General features: G+C 69.3%; 18 protein-coding genes. 9 read left to right on the top strand and 9 right to left on the bottom strand.

Going from position 1 to position 18830, the window contains the following annotated elements; genetic code table 11:
* Together AAGI91_13850 and AAGI91_13845 are read right to left on the bottom strand one after the other, a co-directional pair.
* Window positions 1-1101: hypothetical protein (locus AAGI91_13850; GenBank protein ID MEM1043697.1), on the bottom strand; the 1101-nt coding region annotated here is incomplete at its 3' end.
* Window positions 1102-1353: 252 nt separating this feature from the next.
* Window positions 1354-2937 (bottom strand): T9SS type A sorting domain-containing protein, encoded by a 1584-nt coding sequence (locus tag AAGI91_13845; GenBank protein MEM1043696.1) that lies wholly within the window; start codon window positions 2935-2937, stop codon window positions 1354-1356.
* A 411-nt stretch (window positions 2938-3348) separates the two neighbouring features.
* On the opposite strand from AAGI91_13845, the gene AAGI91_13840 reads away from it, so the two are divergent.
* The 8 genes from AAGI91_13840 to AAGI91_13805 all read left to right on the top strand — a co-directional run bounded on the left by AAGI91_13840 (window position 3349) and on the right by AAGI91_13805 (window position 10922).
* Window positions 3349-3546 (top strand): hypothetical protein, encoded by a 198-nt coding sequence (locus AAGI91_13840; GenBank protein MEM1043695.1) that lies wholly within the window; start codon window positions 3349-3351, stop codon window positions 3544-3546.
* A 209-nt stretch (window positions 3547-3755) separates the two neighbouring features.
* Window positions 3756-4946 carry a glycosyltransferase gene (locus AAGI91_13835; GenBank protein MEM1043694.1) on the top strand — a complete coding sequence of 397 codons (1191 nt, stop codon included), beginning with the start codon at window positions 3756-3758 and terminating at the stop codon, window positions 4944-4946.
* Window positions 4946-5932: an NAD-dependent epimerase/dehydratase family protein gene (locus AAGI91_13830; protein MEM1043693.1), complete on the top strand. Its 987-nt coding sequence runs from the start codon at window positions 4946-4948 to the stop codon at window positions 5930-5932. Before AAGI91_13835 ends, AAGI91_13830 begins: the two co-directional genes overlap by 1 nt.
* 79 nt (window positions 5933-6011) lie before the next feature.
* Window positions 6012-6836, top strand: a complete 825-nt coding sequence (locus tag AAGI91_13825) for a class I SAM-dependent methyltransferase (GenBank protein ID MEM1043692.1) — start codon at window positions 6012-6014, stop codon at window positions 6834-6836.
* A 51-nt stretch (window positions 6837-6887) separates the two neighbouring features.
* On the top strand, window positions 6888-7457 hold the full coding sequence (locus AAGI91_13820) for a Uma2 family endonuclease (protein MEM1043691.1): 570 nt from the start codon (window positions 6888-6890) through the stop codon (window positions 7455-7457).
* Between the two features lie 79 nt (window positions 7458-7536).
* Entirely contained in the window at window positions 7537-9288 is a 1752-nt protein-coding gene (locus AAGI91_13815) for a CTP synthase (protein ID MEM1043690.1), read from the top strand.
* 113 nt (window positions 9289-9401) lie between these two features.
* Entirely contained in the window at window positions 9402-9779 is a 378-nt protein-coding gene (locus AAGI91_13810) for a hypothetical protein (GenBank protein MEM1043689.1), read from the top strand.
* A gap of 78 nt (window positions 9780-9857) precedes the next feature.
* A complete protein-coding gene (locus AAGI91_13805) occupies window positions 9858-10922 on the top strand; it encodes a transporter (GenBank protein MEM1043688.1) in 1065 nt (354 codons plus the stop codon).
* Between the two features lie 60 nt (window positions 10923-10982).
* Here the strand turns inward: AAGI91_13805 and AAGI91_13800 are convergent, their stop codons facing one another.
* The 4 genes from AAGI91_13800 to AAGI91_13785 all read right to left on the bottom strand — a co-directional run bounded on the left by AAGI91_13800 (window position 10983) and on the right by AAGI91_13785 (window position 15061).
* Window positions 10983-11462: a hypothetical protein gene (locus tag AAGI91_13800; protein MEM1043687.1), complete on the bottom strand. Its 480-nt coding sequence runs from the start codon at window positions 11460-11462 to the stop codon at window positions 10983-10985.
* 84 nt (window positions 11463-11546) lie between these two features.
* Window positions 11547-12164 (bottom strand): hypothetical protein, encoded by a 618-nt coding sequence (locus AAGI91_13795; protein ID MEM1043686.1) that lies wholly within the window; start codon window positions 12162-12164, stop codon window positions 11547-11549.
* 38 nt (window positions 12165-12202) lie between these two features.
* Window positions 12203-14551, bottom strand: coding sequence for a TonB-dependent receptor (locus tag AAGI91_13790; GenBank protein MEM1043685.1), 2349 nt, complete (start codon window positions 14549-14551; stop codon window positions 12203-12205).
* 147 nt (window positions 14552-14698) lie between these two features.
* Window positions 14699-15061 carry a hypothetical protein gene (locus tag AAGI91_13785; protein MEM1043684.1) on the bottom strand — a complete coding sequence of 121 codons (363 nt, stop codon included), beginning with the start codon at window positions 15059-15061 and terminating at the stop codon, window positions 14699-14701.
* 325 nt (window positions 15062-15386) lie between these two features.
* Here AAGI91_13785 and AAGI91_13780 point away from each other — a divergent pair, with 325 nt between their 5' ends.
* Window positions 15387-16700, top strand: coding sequence for a cation:proton antiporter (locus tag AAGI91_13780; GenBank protein ID MEM1043683.1), 1314 nt, complete (start codon window positions 15387-15389; stop codon window positions 16698-16700).
* A gap of 3 nt (window positions 16701-16703) precedes the next feature.
* On the opposite strand, the gene AAGI91_13775 is transcribed toward AAGI91_13780, so the two are convergent.
* From AAGI91_13775 to AAGI91_13765, 3 genes are all read right to left on the bottom strand, one after another.
* Window positions 16704-18047, bottom strand: a complete 1344-nt coding sequence (locus AAGI91_13775) for a potassium transporter TrkG (GenBank protein ID MEM1043682.1) — start codon at window positions 18045-18047, stop codon at window positions 16704-16706.
* Window positions 18048-18167: 120 nt separating this feature from the next.
* On the bottom strand, window positions 18168-18536 hold the full coding sequence (locus AAGI91_13770) for a type II toxin-antitoxin system VapC family toxin (GenBank protein MEM1043681.1): 369 nt from the start codon (window positions 18534-18536) through the stop codon (window positions 18168-18170).
* A gap of 2 nt (window positions 18537-18538) precedes the next feature.
* The gene (locus AAGI91_13765; protein ID MEM1043680.1) at window positions 18539-18793 is read right to left on the bottom strand and encodes a hypothetical protein; all 255 of its coding nucleotides are present in this window, start codon (window positions 18791-18793) and stop codon (window positions 18539-18541) included.
* Between the last annotated feature and the right edge of the window lie 37 nt (window positions 18794-18830).

The raw sequence follows: 18830 nt of genomic DNA, 5'->3' as shown, positions 1-18830 counted from the left end.
GTTGAGCGAGCCGGACTGTACCTGGACGACCGGGCTGACCGGGTTGGAGCCGAGGAAGGCCTGGTAGAAGACCACGCCGGACTGTGCCGAGGCGGTGTTGTTGGTCACGGTGTAGGTGAAGTTGGCCGTGCCGGGGGCGGTCACGGTCTGCGACTCGGGGTTCGCGTCGATCACGAACGGCGGGTCGCCGCCTCCGTCGTCGAACATGGTCTCGCTGCCACCGGCGGTAATCTCGCGGACGTCCGTCCCAGCGCTGCCGATCTTGCCGACGAGCGTCGTGGCACCCGTGGTCAGGTCGACGGTGCGAAGCTCAGCCGGGTTGTTGCCCGCGCCGAACTCGTCGTCGTTGAAGGCATAGAGGTAGAGCGTGCCGTCGTCGTTGTCGAAGTCCGCCGCCTGGGCGAAGTTGCCGTTGAAGCCAGCCGCGCCGAGGAGCGTCGCCGAGCCGTCGGCGAGGTCCGCCTCGTAGATCGCGTCCTCGATGATGCTGTGGTAGTAGCCAACACCGCCCGTGCTGATGCCGAGACCGACAGAGCAGGTGGCCTCAGTGGTCGAACCGACGAGGGTGGTCGTCAGCGCATCGAAGTCCACCGTGTAGAGGGACGTCTCAGTCGAGCAGTCCGACGTGATGGCGTAGAACTGGCCGGAGCTGTAGTCCCAGGCCAGGTCACCGACCTCGATCAGGCCAATGTTGCCGAGGAGTGTTTCCGCACCCGTGGCCGCATCCACTGTGAGGGCGTTGCCCGCGAAGTCGATGACGAAGAACGTCGACAGGTCGTTGCCTGCGAAGTCACCGGCGTTGACGAAGGCCGGAGCGGTCGTCGGGCCAATCAGGGTGGTCGTCGGGACGTCCTGCGCGAAGCGGACGAACTGAGGACCCTGGACGGCATCGAAGTTGTTGACCGCGTCGAAGCCGAAGACGGTGTCCATCGGGCCGGAGCGGTCCAGGGAGACATCGTCCGAGTCGATGGAGCGGGCACACTCAGCGGGGAACGGGCCGGCCGTCGTGGCGAGGCCGCGGCAGTTGTCCTGCGCGAACGTGATGGGGGTGAGCGCCACGCAGAGAGCTGCTACGCTGAAAAGGCGTACGAGCTTGTTCATGGGTGTGTAAGGGTTTAGATGAAGGGATCAAAGCCGCTCGGCTCAGAAGGAGCCAGCGGCGCATGTCCTATAACTAACACGGTTCTAGTGCAAAAGTCAAGTAGATCTTGAAGCTAGAGGCGCTATCTGGTTGCGCTTTTGGCGCAAATCAACGCTTGGGCTGTGTAGGCAGACAAAAAAGGGGACCCCGGCACACAGCCGAGGTCCCCAACTGCGCGCGCGAAGTCGCGCCGCGCCGGAGCGGTGACGAGCCTACTGCACGAGCGTGAGCCGCCCGCTCTTCACGAGGCCGTCCGCTACCAAGCGGTAGACGTAGGTGCCTGTGGCGAGGCCGCGCGCGTCAAGCGTCGCCGTGTGCGTGCCAGCCTCGACGGTGCCTTCCGTCAGCACCGCCACTTCGCGCCCGAGCACGTCGTAGACGGCCAAGCGCACCTCGGCGGCCTCGCCGAGCGAGAACGTCAGCGCGGTCTCGCCCGCGAACGGGTTCGGGTAGACCGAGACCTCGGCCGGTGCAGCCGAGGCCGAAGCTGCGGTCTGGCCGTCGCGCGTCAGCCACGAATCCGCGTTGGAGACGCCCCAGGTGTTTGCCGAGAGCGTGGCCGAAGCGGTCACGTCGAGCAGAAGGCTCACCGTCCTGGCCGGGCCGGGCCCGTCGGGCGTCACCGTGAGGTCCACGCGGTACGTGCCCGGTTGCGCGTCGGACGCCACCTCGGCGTCGAACGAGATCTCGCGCAGGCAGGTCCGCGCACCGACCGACCCGCTGCCGACGCGCACCTCCGGCGAGGCCGGGCTGCCGTCGAGGAAGAACCGGTAGGTCAGGTCACCGGACAGCCCGGCGGGTAGCCCGTTGCAGACCTGGAACGACACGCGGGCCGATCCGCCCTGCGGGACACTCTGCGCCGCGGTCGAAGCCGAGAGGCTGTAGGCGTTGCGAGGCGTCCGGCTGGACCCGGACCCGATCTGGTTGCGGCCACCGGGGATGATCCCTCCGAGCCGGCCAATGAACGTCGTGCTGCCGCTCGACGTGTCCACCGCGCGGAGCTCGCCCCGTTGAGGGTCGTTGTTGTAGGCGTAGGCGTAGAGCGTCCCGTCGATGTTGCTGAAGTCCATCCCCTGCCCGAAGTTCGGGTCGAAGTCCAGCGCGCCGACGATCGTGACGGCACCGTTGTTCTTGTTGATGGTGCCGAGCTCGTTGCGGTTGAGGCCGTAGGCGTAGAGCGTCCCGTCGACGGGGTCCGACGCCAGCGCGATCCCGCAGAGGAAGCCCTGATTCGGGGCCGCAACCTGCGTCCGCCGTAGCCGGTCGAAGTCAACCTCGAAGAGGCCGGTCCGGCTGCCGCAGCGGGCACCGAGTGCGTAGAAGACCTCGTCCTCGTAGTCCCAGGTCAGGGCCGTCCAGGTGAAGTCTTCCGGTGGGTCAATCCGGCCCAGCGAGGTGATGACGCCCGTGTTGGCGTCGACCGAGAAAGCGCGGCCCACGGCATCGAGGCCGTACCACGTTGTCAGGTCGTTGCCGCGGAAGTCGCCCGCGTTGATGAACTCGTCGGGGTTGAGCGGAGCGACGAGCATGTAGGTGCCGGGCCGGTCTTCCTCGAGCCGGACAAAGGCTGAGTTCTGGAAGTCGTGCCCGAACGACTGGGCGTTGTCTACCAGCCGGGCCGCCGCCACAGGGCCAGCGGCTTCCGAGAGCGCGGCACATGCCGCGGGAGCTGCGCCCTCAGAGACAAGCGTTGGGTTGCAGGGGATGTCCTGGGGGGCCGACTGCTGAGCAGGTGCCAGCGAGGCGAACGCTACGCAGAGCGCCGCCACGCAGAGGATGCGTGGGGTGGATGTCATGGGTACAGAGGTGGTTGGGTGTGGTGGTTGTACGCGTCGCAGAGTGGTAGGGGGCGACACGGTTGGGCATCCTGAAGGAAACGATGCGAGGGCAAGAAGTCAAGAGGCAGCCAACAAGAAGTGACAATGACAGGACGGGTTTCCACTTCGCGGAGGTGTAGGGCGTCTTGTCACAACCTGGGAAGGCTTGCATAGCAGGTTAGATAGATGAATACATAGGTTAGATTGCATGGTCTACTTGGTCTGGATGAGACAGAACGCACCTCACGCAAGGTGGGGGTTTCCCCTATGGGGATGTGTTCCGGCGGGCGCACATCGCAACCTCCTCTCGTCCCTAGCCCGGTCTCGCACGGGACGTATATTGGGTCCGTCGCACAACCTATACTTTACACCACGGCTCAGGAGACCGTAATGAAAGCTTACCAGCAACCCCGCATCACCGTCTACGGTGACATCGTCGAAATCACAGCCACGCTCGGCGACCCGTTCACGGGTGACCAGTCGTTCGACGTGGACGGCAACGTGATCGAGGAAGGACTCAACTCGGTCAACCAGTGCCCGACCGTCGACAACGAGGGCTGCTTCTTCAACGAAGGCGGCGCTCCGTAAGGAACGACCTCAACGCGGCTGCCGGCCGAGGCTGGCAGCGTGTGCAGGCTCCAGAGACCCCCGTCTCTGGAGCCTGTTTGTATTTCGCTACGGAAGCGCTTCCCGGTGTCTAGCCGTGCAGGCCGGCCGGCGGTCCACGCGGCGCCCGGACGGCTTCGCGCGTCGGCGGTATCTTCGGCGCTCGCGTGCCTCAGTGCTTCAGCCTTTCGATGCCCTCGCCGTCCTCCCCCCGCGTCGTGCTCGCCGGTCCGTTCTTCCCGTACCGGGGTGGGATCGCGCACTTCAACAACCGGCTCGCCCAGGCCCTGGCCGAGCGGTCCGACGTGCGGATGCTGAGCTTCCACCGGCAGTACCCGTCGCTGCTCTTCCCCGGCGAGACGCAGTACGAGGACACGCCGTGGGACCTCCCCGGCACGCCCATGCGGCTCATGGACTCAGTCAACCCGCTCGCTTGGAAAAAGGCCGGCGACTGGCTCGCGGCGCAGCGGCCGGACGTGGTGGTGCTCGCCCACTGGATTCCCTTTTTTGTCCCGGCCTACCTCGTGATGCTGCGCCGGATGCGGAAGGCGCTCCGCGCTGCAGGCGCGCCGCAGCCTGAGGTGACGCTGTTTCTCCACAACGTCCACCCCCACAAGCCCTTCCCGTTCACAGCCCCGCTGATGCGCGCGCTCGTCGGCGCGGCGGACTCGTACTTCACGCTCTCCGAGCACATCTCGGACGACCTCCGGGCGCTCAGGCCCGAGGCCCGCGTGCTCGAGGCCTTTCACCCGGTCTACGACATTTTCGAGGACGCCGTCCCGGCCGCCGAGGCGCGCGAGCGGCTCGGCCTCCCGGACCGGCCGACGCTGCTCTTCTTCGGCGTCATCCGGCGGTACAAGGGACTGGACCTGCTCGTCGAGGCCCTCCCCAAAGTGCGTGAGCGGGTCGACGTGCAGCTCATCGTGTCAGGCGAGTTCTACGAGGACGAGGACGAGGTCAAGGCCCGCGTCGCCGACCTCGGCCTCGACGATGGGCCGGAGCCGGCGGTGCGCTTCTTCCCCGGCTACGTCCCAAACGAGGAAGTCCACCTCCACTTCTGCGCCTCCGAGCTCGCCGTGCAGCCCTACCGCACCGCGACCCCGAGCGGCGTCGTCCAGACCGCGTTCTACTTCGGCGTCCCGCTCGTCGTCTCCGACCTCGGCGTGCTGGCCGAGATGGTGCCCGACGGGGAGGCCGGCTACGTCGTCCCGCCGGAGGACGTGGACGCACTCGCCGGCACGATTGTCCGCTTCTTCGAGGGCGACCGGGCTCCGCTGATCGAGGGGGCGAAGGCCCAGGGTGACCGCTATTCGTGGGACGCGCTCGTCGACGAGCTGCTGCCGTTTCTCACCCACTCCGAACCCATTTCCCGGGCAAGTTGATGCAGAAAGTCCTCGTCACCGGAGGGGCCGGGTTCGTCGGCCGCCACCTCGTCCGCCGCCTGCTGGAGCGCGGCGACGAGGTCCACTGCGTCGATCCCGTCGTGGACTTCACCGGCGGCATCCGCCCCGCCGACGGCTGGCCCCTCTTCGAGCCGCGTGACCACGACGGCTTCCACTTCTACGAGGAGGACTGCCGCCTCTTCTTCCGGCACCGACCCGGCGAGGCCTTCGACACCGTCTTCCACCTCGCCGCGATCGTCGGCGGGCGGCTCGTGATCGAGAACAATCCGCTCGCCGTGGCCGACGACCTCTCGATCGACGCCGAGTACTGGCAGTGGGCGGCGAAGGCAAGGCCCGGGCGGACGGCCTGCTTCTCGTCGAGCGCGGCCTACCCGGTGGATCTCCAGCGCGAAGGTGACTACGTCTTGTTGAAGGAAGACATGATCACCTTCGAGGGCGACATCGGGATGCCGGACCTATCGTACGGCTGGAGCAAGCTGACGGTCGAGTACCTCGCCCGGCTCGCCCACGAGCGGCACGGGCTGAAGTCGGTCTGCTACCGCCCGTTCTCGGGCTACGGCGAGGACCAGGACGACACCTACCCCTTCCCGAGCATCTGCAAGCGCGCCATTGCCAACCGGGGGGCCGACGTGCTCAACGTCTGGGGCACCGGCGAGCAGATGCGCGACTTCGTCCACATCGAGGACTGCGTCACCGGCATTCTCCAGACCGTCGAGCAGGTCGACGACGGCGACGCGGTGAACCTCTCGACGGGCGTCTACACCACCTTCAAGCAGTTCGCCCGGATGGCGGCCGAGACGTGCGGCTACGCGCCGGAGGTGGTCGGCCTCTCGGACAAGCCCTCCGGGGTCTTCGCCCGCGGCGGCGACACCGCCAAGCAGCGCGCCCTCGGCTTCGAGGCCGAGACCGACTTCCGCACCGGCATCGAGCGCGCGATTGCCTACTACGAAGCGCAGTCCGGCTGAGAGCGCGCGGAGAGAAGGAGGGCATCCGTCCGGCCCTCCCGCTCCTTCCACGCCCCCCATTCTCCCCACGCCCTCGTCCATGGACTACGATCCTGTCAAAGACCGGCTCGGCGACGCGTTCGGGCGCTCGCCGGCGCTAAACAAGGTCTTCTACCGCCTGCTCGACACGGTCTTCCTGCGCTCGTGGTACGTCCGCCGCGAACTGCGGGCGCTGATCGAGTCGATGCCTGCTGGGCGGCCCGTTCGTGTGCTCGACGCTGGGACCGGGTTCGGGCAGTACGCTCACTTCCTCCTCGACCAGTTCCCGCACGTCGAGGTCACGGCTGTCGATGTGAAGGCCGGCTACCTCGCCCGCGCCCGGAGCTTCTTCGACCAGACGCCCCACGCAGGCCGCATCACCTTCCGCCAACTCGACCTCACCGAGCCGATGGCCGAGGAGGCTGCCTACGACCTCTGCCTGAGCGTCGACGTGATGGAGCACATCGAGGACGACCGGGCGGTCTTCCGCAACTTCCGGCGCGTGCTCCGGGCGGGCGGCTACGTGGTCGTCAACACGCCGAGTGACCAGGGGGGGAGCGGCGTGACCGAGGAGGGCGGGGAGAGCTTCATCGGCGAGCACGTCCGCGACGGCTACCCGCCGGCCGAGCTGCAGGAGAAGCTGGAGACGGCGGGGCTGGAGGTCGTCGACTGGATGTACACCTACGGGCGCTACGGCTCGGCCGGGTGGCGGCTCCTCGTCAAGTGGCCCATCGGGCTCTTGAACCGGAGCATGGCGTTTGGCGCGCTGCTGCCCTTCTACTATCTCCCCGCGCTCCCGGCCGGCCTCGCCCTCAACGCCCTCGACCTCCGCGAGTCGAACCCGACAGGCACCGGGCTGCTGATGATCTCGCAGAGGCCGGATTGAACGTCCGGCTTACCCGAAGCGTACCACACGCTGCACCGCGACCCCGAGCCCATGCCTGCGACCCTGCTGCGCCCCCACACGTTCACCGTGGACGAATACCACGCGATGGCTGAAGCCGGCGTGCTTGGCGAGGACAGCCGCGTCGAACTCATCGACGGAATCATCACCGCCATGTCTCCTGTTGGTGCCGCCCACATCGCTTGCGTCAATCGTCTCAACGACCTGTTCACCCGGCTCAGGTTTGAACTGGAGGGTGCGTTCGTCGTCAGCGTGCAGAACCCCGTCCGGCTCGGGCCGAAGCAGGAGCCGGAGCCGGACCTTGCCCTCCTGCGTCCCTTCGCCGAAGTGCGGATGCCCGAGGCGGCCGACGCGCTCCTCGTCGTCGAGGTGGCCGACACGACGCTGGCGACGGACCGGGCGGTGAAGGCCCCGCGCTACGCGGCGGCCGGCGTGCCCGAAGTCTGGATTGTGGACCTCGGCGGCGGCCAGGTCGAGGTCTACCGGCAGCCTGGGGCGGTGGGCTACGTCGAGGCCCGCATCGCAGAGCCAGGCGAGACGCTGAGGTTCGCAGCGATTCCCGAGGCCGGTGAGGTTGCCGTCTCGGACGTGCTCGGGGTGTAGGCTCCGAGCGGAATTCGTCGGCGCGGGCGGGCGTCGGGCCTTACCTTGACCGGACCCCGCGCACCCACCCTCGGCTCCCATGCAGACCAAGTACCTCTTCGTCACCGGCGGCGTGACGAGTTCTCTCGGCAAGGGCATCTTCTCGGCCTCGCTCGGCCGCCTCCTGGAGGCGCGCGGGCTGCGGGTCACGATCCAGAAGTTCGACCCCTACATCAACGTCGACGCCGGGACGATGAACCCGTACGAGCACGGCGAGGTCTTCGTCACCGACGACGGGGCCGAGACCGACCTCGACCTCGGGCACTACGAGCGCTTCCTCGGCGTCCCGATGAGCCAGGCCAACAACGTCACGACGGGCCGGGTCTACTCGGGCGTGATCGAGAAAGAGCGCGCCGGGGAATACCTCGGCAAGACGGTCCAGGTCGTCCCCCACGTCATCGACGAGATCAAAGGGTGGATGCGCAAGCTCGGCGAGACGGGCGAGGTCGACGTCGTCATCACCGAGGTCGGCGGGACGGCGGGCGACATCGAGAGCCTGCCCTACCTCGAGGCGATCCGGCAGTTCGCGCTCGAAGAGGGGCGCTCGAACGTGTGCCTCGTCCACCTCACGCTCGTCCCGTACCTCGCCGCGGCGGGCGAGCTCAAGACCAAGCCGACCCAGCACTCGGTCAAGACGCTCCAGAGCTACGGCCTCCAGCCCGACGCCCTGGTCTGCCGCACCGAGCACCCGCTCCCGGCTGACGTCCGGCGCAAGATCGCCAACTTCTGCAACGTCGAGGAGCGCGCTGTCGTGCAGGCGCTCGACGCCGAGACGATCTACGAGGTCCCGCTCCTGCTCCGCGAGCAGGGCATCGACGAGGTGGTGATCGAGAAGCTCCGCCTCGCCGAAGAGACCGACGCGCTCGGCGAGGTCGAACTCGACCGGTGGATCGGGTTCCTGCAGCGCCTCAAGCACCCGACGGGCAAGGTCCGCGTCGCGCTCGTCGGGAAGTACGTCGAGCACCAGGACGCCTACAAGTCGATCTCGGAGAGCTTCATCATCGCCGGGGCGTCCCACAGCGTGCAGGTCGAGGTCGTCCCGGTCCACGCGGAGCGCGTCACGGCGGCGAACGTGGCGGACCTCCTCGGCGGCGTCTCGGGCGTGCTCGTCGCGCCCGGCTTCGGGGAGCGCGGGATCGAGGGCAAGATCGAGGCCGTCCGGCTCGCGCGCGAGCGCGGCGTCCCGTTCCTCGGCATCTGCCTCGGGATGCAGTGCGCGGTGATCGAGTTTGCCCGCAACGTCTGCGGGTGGGCCGACGCCCACTCGGCCGAGTTCGACCTGGACTCGCCGAAGCCCGTCATCGCCCTGATGGACGAGCAGAAGGAGGTCACCGAGAAAGGCGGGACGATGCGCCTCGGCGAGTACGCCTGCCGCCTCGAACCCGGCTCTCACGCGCACGCGGTCTACGGCGAGCCCGAGATCGGCGAGCGCCACCGCCACCGCTACGAGGTCAACAACCACCTCCGCTACAAGCTCAAGGAGCATGGCATGGCCTTCACCGGCCTCAACCCGGCGCGCGACCTCGTCGAGATCGTCGAGTTGCCGCAGGACGTACACCCGTGGTTCGTCGGCGTGCAGTTCCACCCGGAGTACCGGACGACGGTGCAGCGCCCGCACCCGCTCTTCGTCGCGTTCATCGGGGCGGCCGTGGAGCACGCGACCGAAGCCGGCACGCTCGACATGCCGCGCCCGCTGAGCGCGACGCGCAAGGTCCGCCGCGCCTCGGCGAAGGTGCTCCGCAGCGGCGACGGCGAAGCGGGCCTCCCCGCCGGCGTAGCTCGGCCGGACTGAGGCTGCGGCGACGTTCGCTGCCTCGTCCGCGACGCCCGGCCGCTGATGCCGAGACGGGGCCTTTTGATGTGACCCGGCGCAGGGCTGCACCGGGTCGGGGCTATCTTCCGGGCATGGCTCCCCTCCGATCGGTCCTGCGGCTCGCGCTCGTGCTCTGCCTCGTGCTGAGCACCCAGGGCCTGCTGCTCGTGCAGGGGGCGTTCCTCCTCCGGCAGGACTTCGTGATCGAGCACCTCTGCGTCAACCGTGGCATGCCGGAGCTGGAGTGCGAAGGGACGTGCTTTCTGACGAGGCAACTCCACGAGCAGCGCGAGCGCCAGGAGGAGCGCAACGCCGCCAGCGTCGAAGTCCTGCTCACGCTCGGCTGGTTCTTCGGCGAGGGCGTGGCGCTCCCCGACCCGCCGACGCACGACCGCGCCTACACCTCCGATCCGTCGCCCCTCCCGGCGGCTGCGTTTGCCAGCAACGTGTTCCGCCCGCCGCGCGCCTAGCGCCGGGCCTCGCAACACGACCTCGACGCCTCGCACCGTGCGGGGCGTTCTCCTCGCACGTTCCAACGCTGGTAACCTATGCCTACTCGATCCCTAGGCGCCGCCCTCGCGGCCGCGCTCTTCCTCTTCGCCCTTCCCCTCCACGCTCAGTCTTGGACCTCGCAGCGCCCGGACGGCCACGCCCCCATCGGGGTGATGGGCGACCACACCCACGGCGCCGGCGAGGTGATGTTCTCCTACCGCTACATGTTCATGCCGATGGAGGGCAGCCTCCTCGGCACCGACGAGATCGCCGACGCCGACGTGATCAGCCCGACCGGCTCGAACTTCCTCGTCACGCCGACCGAGATGCCGATGCAGATGCACATGCTCGGCGCGATGTTCGCCCCGGCGAATGACCTGACGCTGATGCTGATGGTCCCGCTCGTCTTCTCCGAGATGGACCACGTCACGCGGATGGGCGGCACCTTCCAGACGGAGTCCGGCGGCCTGGGCGACGTGAAGCTCTCGGCGCTCTACACGCTGGCCCGCCCCGGCCGCAGCCGCATCCACGCCAACCTCGGCGTCAGCTTCCCGACTGGCTCCATCGACGAGCAGGACGTGAACCCGATGTCGATGGGGAACGAGGTCCGCCTGCCGTACCCGATGCAGATCGGCTCCGGCACGTTCGACGTGATGCCGGGCGTGACCTACCTCGGCCAGGCCGACGCCTTTAGCTGGGGCTCGCAGGTGTCGGCCAAAGTCCGCCTCGGCGAGAACAGCAACGACTACCGCTTCGGCAACGTCTACGGCGGCACGGCGTGGGGGGCCTACAAGATCAATGACCTCGTCAGCGCGTCTGTCCGCGCCGAGGCCATGACCTGGGGCGACGTCGACGGGGCCGACCCGGCCTACGCGATGGCTGTCGCCAACCGCGTGGTGCCGACCGTCTTCTCCGACCTACGCGGCGGCACGCGCCTCGACGCGGGCCTCGGCGTCAACTTCTTCGTCCCGAGCGGCTCGCTCCACAACCTCCGCGTCGGGGCCGAGGTGATGCTGCCCGTCTTCCAGGACCTCGACGGGCCGCAGCTCGAGGTGGACTCGATGATCGAGGTCGGCCTCCAGTACTCGTTCGGCCTGTTCGGAGACGGCCACAGCCACTGAGCCGGTCCGGTAGGGGCGACGCACGCGTCGCCCCTACGACCGTTTCCGCCTGCCCTCGGATCAGGACCGAGCGAGGACCGGGGTGCGGACGGTGTGCTGCAGGGCCTCGGCCGGGCGGTCGGCGGCGAGCGGAAACGCCGGGGCGTGGCGGCCGAGGAAGTCGGCGAGGTAGGCGGCGCAGACGGCGGCCTCGGCCTCGGGCGTCTGGGTCGTGTAGTAGCGCGCGCGGAACGGGTCCGGCCACTGGCTCGGATAGAACAGCTCGCGGTACTGCGCGCCGTCGAGGCCGAGCACGTCGCGCGCGGCGGCGCTGAGCGTGCCGTTGTCGAAGTGGAGGTTGCGCCGGACGAGGCCGGTCTCGTCGAACGTCCCGCTCAGGAGCAGGACGTGGGCGGCGATGCAGCCGCGGAAGCCCTCGGGCGCAGCCCCGTCCTCGCGGACGGCGCGGCCGTTGCGGACCCACGCCCAATGTGCAGCGCAGAAGCGTTCGGGACAGTCGAGGATGTGAGTGCGTACGCGGCGGAGCAGGGCGGCATCCATGAGGCAAGAGGCAAAAGCGTGGGGCCAGCGGCGCGCCTACGCCGCCGGCCCCGCAGGGTTCAGCGTAACCTACGCCCAACTCGCTCAGTTGGCAATCGTCGCTGCGAACTCGATGTTCACGTCGTTCTCGACGACGTCCGGGATCTCGACATCGGTCGGGTCGAGGTCGTCGCCCTTCTGCTCGATCACGAGCGCGTCCGAGTCGCCCTCGTAGTGCCGGAGCACGACGCGGAGGATGCCGCTGTCGGCAGCGTCACCAACGGTGAGCGTGAACGAGGTCCCGAGGGGCTGATTCTCGCGGTCGTTGTTGCGGTTGGAGATCGTGAGGTCGTCGGCCACGCCCCCTTCGGGGATCACGAAGAGCTGGTGGGCGATGTCCTCCTCCTCCGTGATCTCCTCGTTGAGCTCCTCCGGATCATCCTCGAACCGGTTCAGGAAGGTGAACTCGACGTTGTAGACCGTGCCGGCCGTGAGGTTGACCGGGTCGATGCTCGTCTGCACGCTGCTCTCGTTGAAGACGGCCTCGGCGGTAAAGGGGGCACCGCCGCCCTGGGGCGTGAGCGCCATCTGCACGTTCGAGATGACCTCCATCTCGCCCGCTCCGCCCATCGGCTCGGGGTCGTTGGAGTCACAGGCGGTGAGTAGGAAGGCGAAGGCGAGCAGGAGCGCGCTGAAGCGTGTAAAGGCGGAAAAGTTGTTCATGGGTTTGGCTTGGTGTGTTGTGGTTTTCGGATGGATGCTCACGGCGAGCCGAGCGGGACCTGCAGGCGCAGGATCACGTTGCGGCCGGGGTCGTGGGCGAAGTAGCGGTAGCGGCTGAGGTAGTCGCGGTACCGCGTGTTGAGGATGTTCTCGACCTCGAGCGAGAGCCGGACGGGCGTCCCGCCGAAGCGGAGTTCGCCCGAGAGCTCGGCCCCGAGGAGGGCGTAGCCGCCGGGCGGAGGAGCGTAGTCGAGCGCGATGGGGTCGCCGTCAGCATCGAGCCGGACGGGGAACCGGTCTTGCTCGCGGACGAACGTCGCGCCGAGCCCCACCTCCGGCGTACGGAGTGCGCCTGAGCTCGGCAGGGTGTAGCTCGCGGAGAGCCCGAGGCGGTCGGCGGGCATCGCGAGGAGCGGTTCGTCGCGCTCGGTGTCGGTCCCGCGCACGGCGGCGGCCGTCAGCCCGAGCCCGAAGCCGCGCCCGACGTTCACGTCGAGCGCCCCGTCGAAGCCGACGAGGCGGGCGTCGGTCTGCTGGTGGCGGAACTCGGGGAAGATACCCCGTATCGTGACTACGAGGTCTCGGACAGGGGCGAGGTAGAGGTAGTCCGCGATGCGGGTAGCGTAGGTGCTGACCTCGAGGGACACGCGGCGGCTCTCGTGGCGGAGCGTCGCGTCGAGGCCGAGGCTGCGCTCGGTCTCGAGAGCGGCGTCGCCGACCTCGAACTGCGCCGTGCCGTGGTGGATGCCGAAGCTGTAGAGCTCGTTCACGCTCGGCGGCCGCCACGCCGCGCTCGCGTTCGCGCTGGCGGACCACGACTCGGCGAACTGCCAGATCGCGCCGAGTGCGCCCGAGGCCCCCGCCCACGTCCGCACAGTCTCGACGAAGTCGCCGCGGTCGCCCGAACTGCGAGGGAAGGCGCGCAGCCAGCGCCCGTCGAGCCGCGCTCCAGTTTCAACGGTGACCGGCCCGCGTGCCCATGTCGCCCGCGCCCAGGCCCCGCCATCGTAAAACCGGAAGTTGGGAATCAGGTAGCCGATCTCGGAGCGGTTGCCCTGCGTCATCCCGTGCAGGCCGACGCTGCTGAGCACGTCGCCGCCGAGCAGCCGCGCGGGCCGCGCCTGGAGCTTCGCGTCGAGCGTCTGGGTGATCAGGACGAGGTCGAAGGCCGGCCGCTCGAGCGGGTCCCGGCTGCCGATGCGGCTGGCGTCGAACTCCTGGCGCCGGTTGCGCTGCACGCCGTACTGCACCTCGGCCTGGGCCCCGGCCCCGAAGTCGTAGCGGCCGCGGAGGGCCAGGATGTTGTGCGTGATGTCCTGCTTCGGCGCGCCGACCTCGTACTCGAACGCGTAGTCCACAGGCGGGCGGCCCGCCTCGAAGACGGCGTCGAGCGCGTCGAACGAGTTGAAGTGCGAGCCGCGGTAGACGCCGAGGTCGGTCCCGAAGTGGCTGGCGCGGGCTTCGAGGTCGAGCGCGCCGAGCGCGTAGCCGAGGGCGACCTCGGCGCTGCGCTCGGAGAATGCGGTATTGCCGAGGACGTAGTCCGGCGTCCGGGCATCGCCCGCGCGGCGGAAGCTACCGCGGGCGCGCACGCCGAGGCCGGGCACCGCGACCGGGCTGCCTTCAAGTTCGAGCGACCCGGCGGCCTGCGAACTGTTCGAGAACGCGTTCGTTGAGAACTGCCCGCTCCACCCCGGCGTCCGGGGCAGCGGCTCGTCCTCGATCCGCACCACGCCGCCAATCGCCCCCGCGCCGTACTCGACGCCCGCCGCCCCGCGCACGACCTCGATCCGCGCGCCGGAGAACGGGTCGATCTCGGGCGCATGCTCGGCCCCCCACTGCTGGCCTTCCTGCGGAACGCCCTTGTTGATGACGATCACGCGGTCCGAGTGTAGCCCGCGGATGACGGGCTTCTGGATGCTCGGCCCGGTCGAGAGCGTCGTCACGCCGGGGAGCCGTTCGAGCGTCTGCCCGAGCGTCTGCCCGCGCACGGCGTCGAGGTCCTCGGCGTCGAGCACGGCGATCGATTGCGGCGCGCGGGCGAGGGCTTCCTGCACTCGGTCCTCCCGCACGGTTATGGCCTCCAGCGCCTCGACTGACTCGGCGAGCGTCACGTCCAGCGTGACCGCCCCACGCACGGTCACCGTCCGCTCGGCGCGCTCGTACCCGACCGCGCTGAAGACGACGGTGAGCGCGCCGCTCGGCAGGTTGCCGAGCGTGTAGCGCCCGTCGGCATCGGTCGCCGCGCCGCGCTCGAGGGCCGGGACGGTGACGTTGACCCCCGGCACCGCCGTGCCGTCCGCGTCGGTGACGCGCCCGCTGAGGGACTGCGCCGCCGACGCCGGGACGAGAATCAGGAAGAGGAGAATCGAGAGGATGCCCCGCATGGAGTCACTGGAGGGTCCGTTCCCTCGGCGCGAAAGGCTGCGCGCAGAGAGTACCGGGAGTGAGCGCACCGCGCCGGGGCGACGGTGCGAACCAAGGGCTGTCAGGGACGAGCGGGACGTGCTCGCGGGCAGAGCCGGTCGGCTCCGCTAGGCGACAGCCGGGGGACCACGAATAGGGCGAAACGCTCGCGCCGGAGCGGCCGCCTCGCCCGCATGCAGCAGGGCGAACGACTGGGCAGCGACGCGAGGCGACGGCACCGCGCCGGCGGCGGCGGTCACCGTCGGTGCTGGCAGGCAGAGCGCGCAGAGGTCGTCCGGGTCGTCGAGGCCGCTGGGCGGGACCGTGAGGCTGGCACCGTCGGCGTGGACGTGGCCGGCCGGCGCAGCGGCGTGGAGGGTGTGCGTGTGCTCGGTCCCGTGCGTCGCCTGGTGCAGCGCAGGCACGACCCACCCGGCACCGAAGAAGACGGCGAGCGTGAGGGCTGCGTTGAGGAAGCGGATCGGGGACATGGAGGCGCGGCGGCGTCGGAGCGACCAACGTGGAAGATACGACGGTGTTGCGCTGAGCCGGCGCAGTTTGGGTGTAGGCGCGAGAGACTGAAAGGACAAAGGTTTTCCCAGATACACATCAACCCCTGAACTTGACCTGTTGGAGTGCGAGCCAGGGACGAGTCTAGCCGGCCGTCGCAGGCGGTCTCCCTGGCCAGGCGACCTCGTGGAGTCGCCCCGCCGAGACCGGTGCGGAGCGCCGAGGCTGCCGTAGCTTTCCCGCTGTGCTGCTTGCCGGACCTTCCTTTCTCTCCTCTCGCTCCACGCCCCTCGTCTCCAAAAACCTGTGTACTTCGCCCTCTGGTTCCTGGTCGCCGGGCTGCTGCTAACCCTGATGGCGCTGGCCTCGACGAAGCTGCGGCGGCTGCCGGTCTCGGCGGCGCAGCTCTACCTCCTCGTCGGCGTCGGCATCGGGCCGCTCGGGCTGGGGCTGCTCGCCGTGGACCCGCTGGAGGACGCGAAGGCGCTGGAGGTACTCTCCGAGGTCGCCGTCACGCTGTCGCTCTTCGCGGCCGGGCTGAAGCTTAGGACCCCGCTCTCGGACGGGCGGTGGCGGCTCCCGCTCCGCCTCGCCACGGTCTCGATGTCGGCGACCGTCGGCCTCGTCGCCGCGGTCGGCGTCTTCGTCCTCGGCCTGCCCGTCGGGGCCGCCGTCCTCCTCGGGGCCGTCCTCGCCCCGACCGACCCCGTCCTCGCGGCCGACGTGCAGGTGGACGAGCCGACCGACCGCGACCGGCTGCGGTTCAGCCTCACCGGCGAGGCCGGGCTGAACGACGGCGCGGCGTTCCCCTTCGTGATGCTCGGCCTCGGCCTCCTCGGGCTCCACGAACTCGGCGCCTGGGGCTCGCGCTGGCTCGCGCTCGACGTGCTGTGGGCCGTCGCCGGCGGCCTCAGCGTCGGGGCCGCGCTCGGCGTGGCGACGGGGCGGCTCGTGGTCTACCTTCGGCGCGAGCACGAAGAGGCCGTCGGGACGGACGACTTCCTCGCGCTCTGCCTCGTCGCGCTGAGCTACGGCCTCGCGCTCCTCGTCAGCACGTACGCTTTCCTCGCCGTCTTCGCTGCGGGCCTCGCGCTCCGCTTCGAGGAGCGCCGCCACGCCGAGGACGAGACCGACCCGGCGAAGGAGGTCGAGGCGCTCGCCGGCGAAGGCGAGGACGCCGAGGTGGCGACGAGCCCCGAGACGGCCCCGGCCTACATGGCCTCGGCCGTCCTCGGGTTCGCCGAACTGTTCGAGCGGATGGGGGCCGTGACGCTCGTCGTCCTCGTGGGGTCGCTCCTGACCTACGCCGCGTGGACGTGGGAGGCGGCCCTGTTCGCCGCCCTCCTGTTCTTCGGCGTGCGCCCCGCCGCCGTCGCGCTCGGCCTCTTCGGCAGCGACGTGTCGGCGGTGCAGCGAGGGCTCGTCGGGTGGTTCGGGATGCGGGGGATCGGCTCGGTCTACTACCTCATGTTCGCCGAGACCCACGGCCTCTACGACGGCTTCGCCGAGACCCTCCTCGGCCTCGTCCTCACGACCATCACCGCGAGCGTCGTCCTCCACGGCCTCTCGGTCACGCCGCTCATGGCGTGGTACCGCCGCCGCGAAGGGCAGGGCGAATGAGCGTCAGACGACGACGTCCTCTTCCGGCCCGTCCTCCTCGTCGTCGTGGTGCAGGAAGAGCGCCGAGCCGAAGGTGAGCGCCCCGAGCCGCCCGGCGAACATCAGCACCACGACCAAGAGCTTGCCTGCCGCGCTGAGGTCGCCCGTGATCCCCAGCGAGAGGCCGACGGTGCTGAGCGCGCTCGCCGTCTCGAAGACGATCTGGTCGAACGTGGCGGTCTCGGTCAGGGTGAGCACGAAGACGCCGCTCGCCAGCATGACCATGTAGAACGCGAACGACGCCGTGGCCTCGGTGAACCGCCGGATCGGGAGGCGGCGGTGCCAGACCGTGACCGCCCGCTGCCCGCTGAGCACGCTCCGCATCACCGCGTAGACCGCCGCAAGCGTCGTCGTTTTCACCCCGCCGCCCGTCCCCGACGGTGACGCTCCGACGATCATCAGGAGCAGCACGACCATCATCGCCCCCTGCGAGAGCGCCCCGATGGGGACCGTGCTGAACCCGACCGTCGTCATCGCCGCCATCGTCTGGAACAGCGACTCCATCAGGCGCAGGCCCGTGCCGCCGGAGAGCACGCTCTGCTCGGTCAGGAAGAGGCCCGCCGTCCCCACAACCGTCAGCAGGAGCGTCAGGCGCAGGATGATCCGGCTCGTAAACGTCAGCCGCTCGCGGTGCCGGACGCCGACGCGCCACACGTCGACGGCCACGATGAAGCCGATGGCTCCGAGGTAGGCCAGGATCGCCACGACGGCGTTGACGCCGACGTTGCCCGCGAACGCTTCGAGGCTCGTGTCGAACAGGCTGAACCCGGCCGTGGAGAAGGCGCTGACGGCGTGGAAGACGGCCTGGTACCCGGCCTCCGGCACGCCGGCCTGCGCGAAGAGCGCCCAGAGTGCCAGCGCCCCGAGCGTCTCGCAGGCGAGCGTGAAGACGACCACCCCGCGCACGAACTGGCTGACCGAGAACTCCTCGGGGACGGAGAAGTCGTGCTCGATCAGCTCCTCGCTCTCGGCCGAGAGGGGCTTGCCGCTGGCCAGCACGATGAACGAGCCGACCGTCATGTACCCGACCCCGCCGAGCTGGATCAGCAGCAGGATCACGAGTTCGCCGAAGAGCGCGTAGGTCTCGCTCGGGGGGACCGTGGCGAGGCCGGTCGTCGAGACCGCGCTCGTGGCGGTGAAGAGGTGGTCGAGCGCCGCCGTGCCGGGGACGGCGTGCGCCCACGGCAGCGCCAGCAGCGCCCACCCGGCGACCACGCAGGCGAGGTAGCCGAGCAGCACCACCTTCGCCGGTGCGACGCCCCGGAGCGGACCGGCAAGCGTCGCGCGCAAGGGGGTTGGGTGACTCATGGGCGTGGGGGGTGAAGCCGGATGATACGCCCCCCACTCCCATCCTCAGCCCGGCCGGCCAAGGAGGCTGAACGTCTTTTGCTTACAGGTCGCCCCGCCGGGCTAGGCGAACGCCTCACGTCAAGAGGCGAGTGGGTCCGTCACCTGCAGGCCGGCGATCCACGCGAAGTCCTTCACGTTACGCGTAGCGAGGGTCAGCCCGTGCTCCAGCGCCGTCGCGCCGATGAATGCATCGCCGAGCGAGAGCGTTCGCTGCTGCCGCAGTTCAATCGCCCGGTCCACGATGGCCCGCGATATCGGAAGCACGACGGCAGCATCGAAGAACGCTTCCAGGAACCCACGCTCGGCCCCACCCAACTTGTGGTAACCGAGCGCTTCGAGCCTGCTGACCTCCGACACGAGTGGGGTCTCGGCCTCGATGAATTGGCGTAGCGGCTCGTGCTCGGCCTGCCCGGCGTAGATAATTAGGTTGCTGTCGAGCAGGTACACGGTCAGCCTTCACGTCCGGGGAGGGGACGGTCGGTGCGGATGTCGCGCTGCCACGCAGCGGGGTCCTCGATTTCCCGGAACGCTTCGCTCGCCGCGAGGCGGCGGAGAGCACCAGCCATGCGCTGTCCGCGCTCGGCAGCGCTCTGCTCGTCGCCGAGCACGGTGACGCGGACCGGCAGGGGGCCGCGCTCCGGCGGGGCGTCGCGGTGCCAGTCGATCCGGTCGCCGGTGAGGGTGCCTTCGTAGGTGCGCGGCATAGCGAGCTGAAGTCGGGTTCTGCTCTGCAACCGTCTC

The sequence above is a fragment of the Bacteroidota bacterium genome (assembly GCA_038746285.1).
Classification (GTDB): domain Bacteria; phylum Bacteroidota; class Rhodothermia; order Rhodothermales; family JANQRZ01; genus JANQRZ01.
The sequence above is the reverse complement of the archived record's forward strand: the minus strand, read 5'-3'. Positions and strand labels throughout refer to the sequence as shown.

Bases quoted from the DNA above. Each gene is read 5' to 3' on its own strand.
- AAGI91_13795 (MEM1043686.1), bottom strand. From the start codon at position 12,164: ATGAACAACTTTTCCGCCTTTACACGCTTCAGCGCGCTCCTGCTCGCC.
- AAGI91_13825 (MEM1043692.1), top strand. From the start codon at position 6,012: ATGGACTACGATCCTGTCAAAGACCGGCTCGGCGACGCGTTCGGGCGC.
- AAGI91_13820 (MEM1043691.1), top strand. From the start codon at position 6,888: ATGCCTGCGACCCTGCTGCGCCCCCACACGTTCACCGTGGACGAATAC.
- AAGI91_13815 (MEM1043690.1), top strand. From the start codon at position 7,537: ATGCAGACCAAGTACCTCTTCGTCACCGGCGGCGTGACGAGTTCTCTC.
- AAGI91_13835 (MEM1043694.1), top strand. From the start codon at position 3,756: ATGCCCTCGCCGTCCTCCCCCCGCGTCGTGCTCGCCGGTCCGTTCTTC.
- AAGI91_13810 (MEM1043689.1), top strand. From the start codon at position 9,402: ATGGCTCCCCTCCGATCGGTCCTGCGGCTCGCGCTCGTGCTCTGCCTC.
- AAGI91_13800 (MEM1043687.1), bottom strand. From the start codon at position 11,462: ATGGATGCCGCCCTGCTCCGCCGCGTACGCACTCACATCCTCGACTGT.
- AAGI91_13845 (MEM1043696.1), bottom strand. From the start codon at position 2,937: ATGACATCCACCCCACGCATCCTCTGCGTGGCGGCGCTCTGCGTAGCG.
- AAGI91_13765 (MEM1043680.1), bottom strand. From the start codon at position 18,793: ATGCCGCGCACCTACGAAGGCACCCTCACCGGCGACCGGATCGACTGG.
- AAGI91_13805 (MEM1043688.1), top strand. From the start codon at position 9,858: ATGCCTACTCGATCCCTAGGCGCCGCCCTCGCGGCCGCGCTCTTCCTC.
- AAGI91_13785 (MEM1043684.1), bottom strand. From the start codon at position 15,061: ATGTCCCCGATCCGCTTCCTCAACGCAGCCCTCACGCTCGCCGTCTTC.
- AAGI91_13840 (MEM1043695.1), top strand. From the start codon at position 3,349: ATGAAAGCTTACCAGCAACCCCGCATCACCGTCTACGGTGACATCGTC.
- AAGI91_13790 (MEM1043685.1), bottom strand. From the start codon at position 14,551: ATGCGGGGCATCCTCTCGATTCTCCTCTTCCTGATTCTCGTCCCGGCG.
- AAGI91_13775 (MEM1043682.1), bottom strand. From the start codon at position 18,047: ATGAGTCACCCAACCCCCTTGCGCGCGACGCTTGCCGGTCCGCTCCGG.
- AAGI91_13830 (MEM1043693.1), top strand. From the start codon at position 4,946: ATGCAGAAAGTCCTCGTCACCGGAGGGGCCGGGTTCGTCGGCCGCCAC.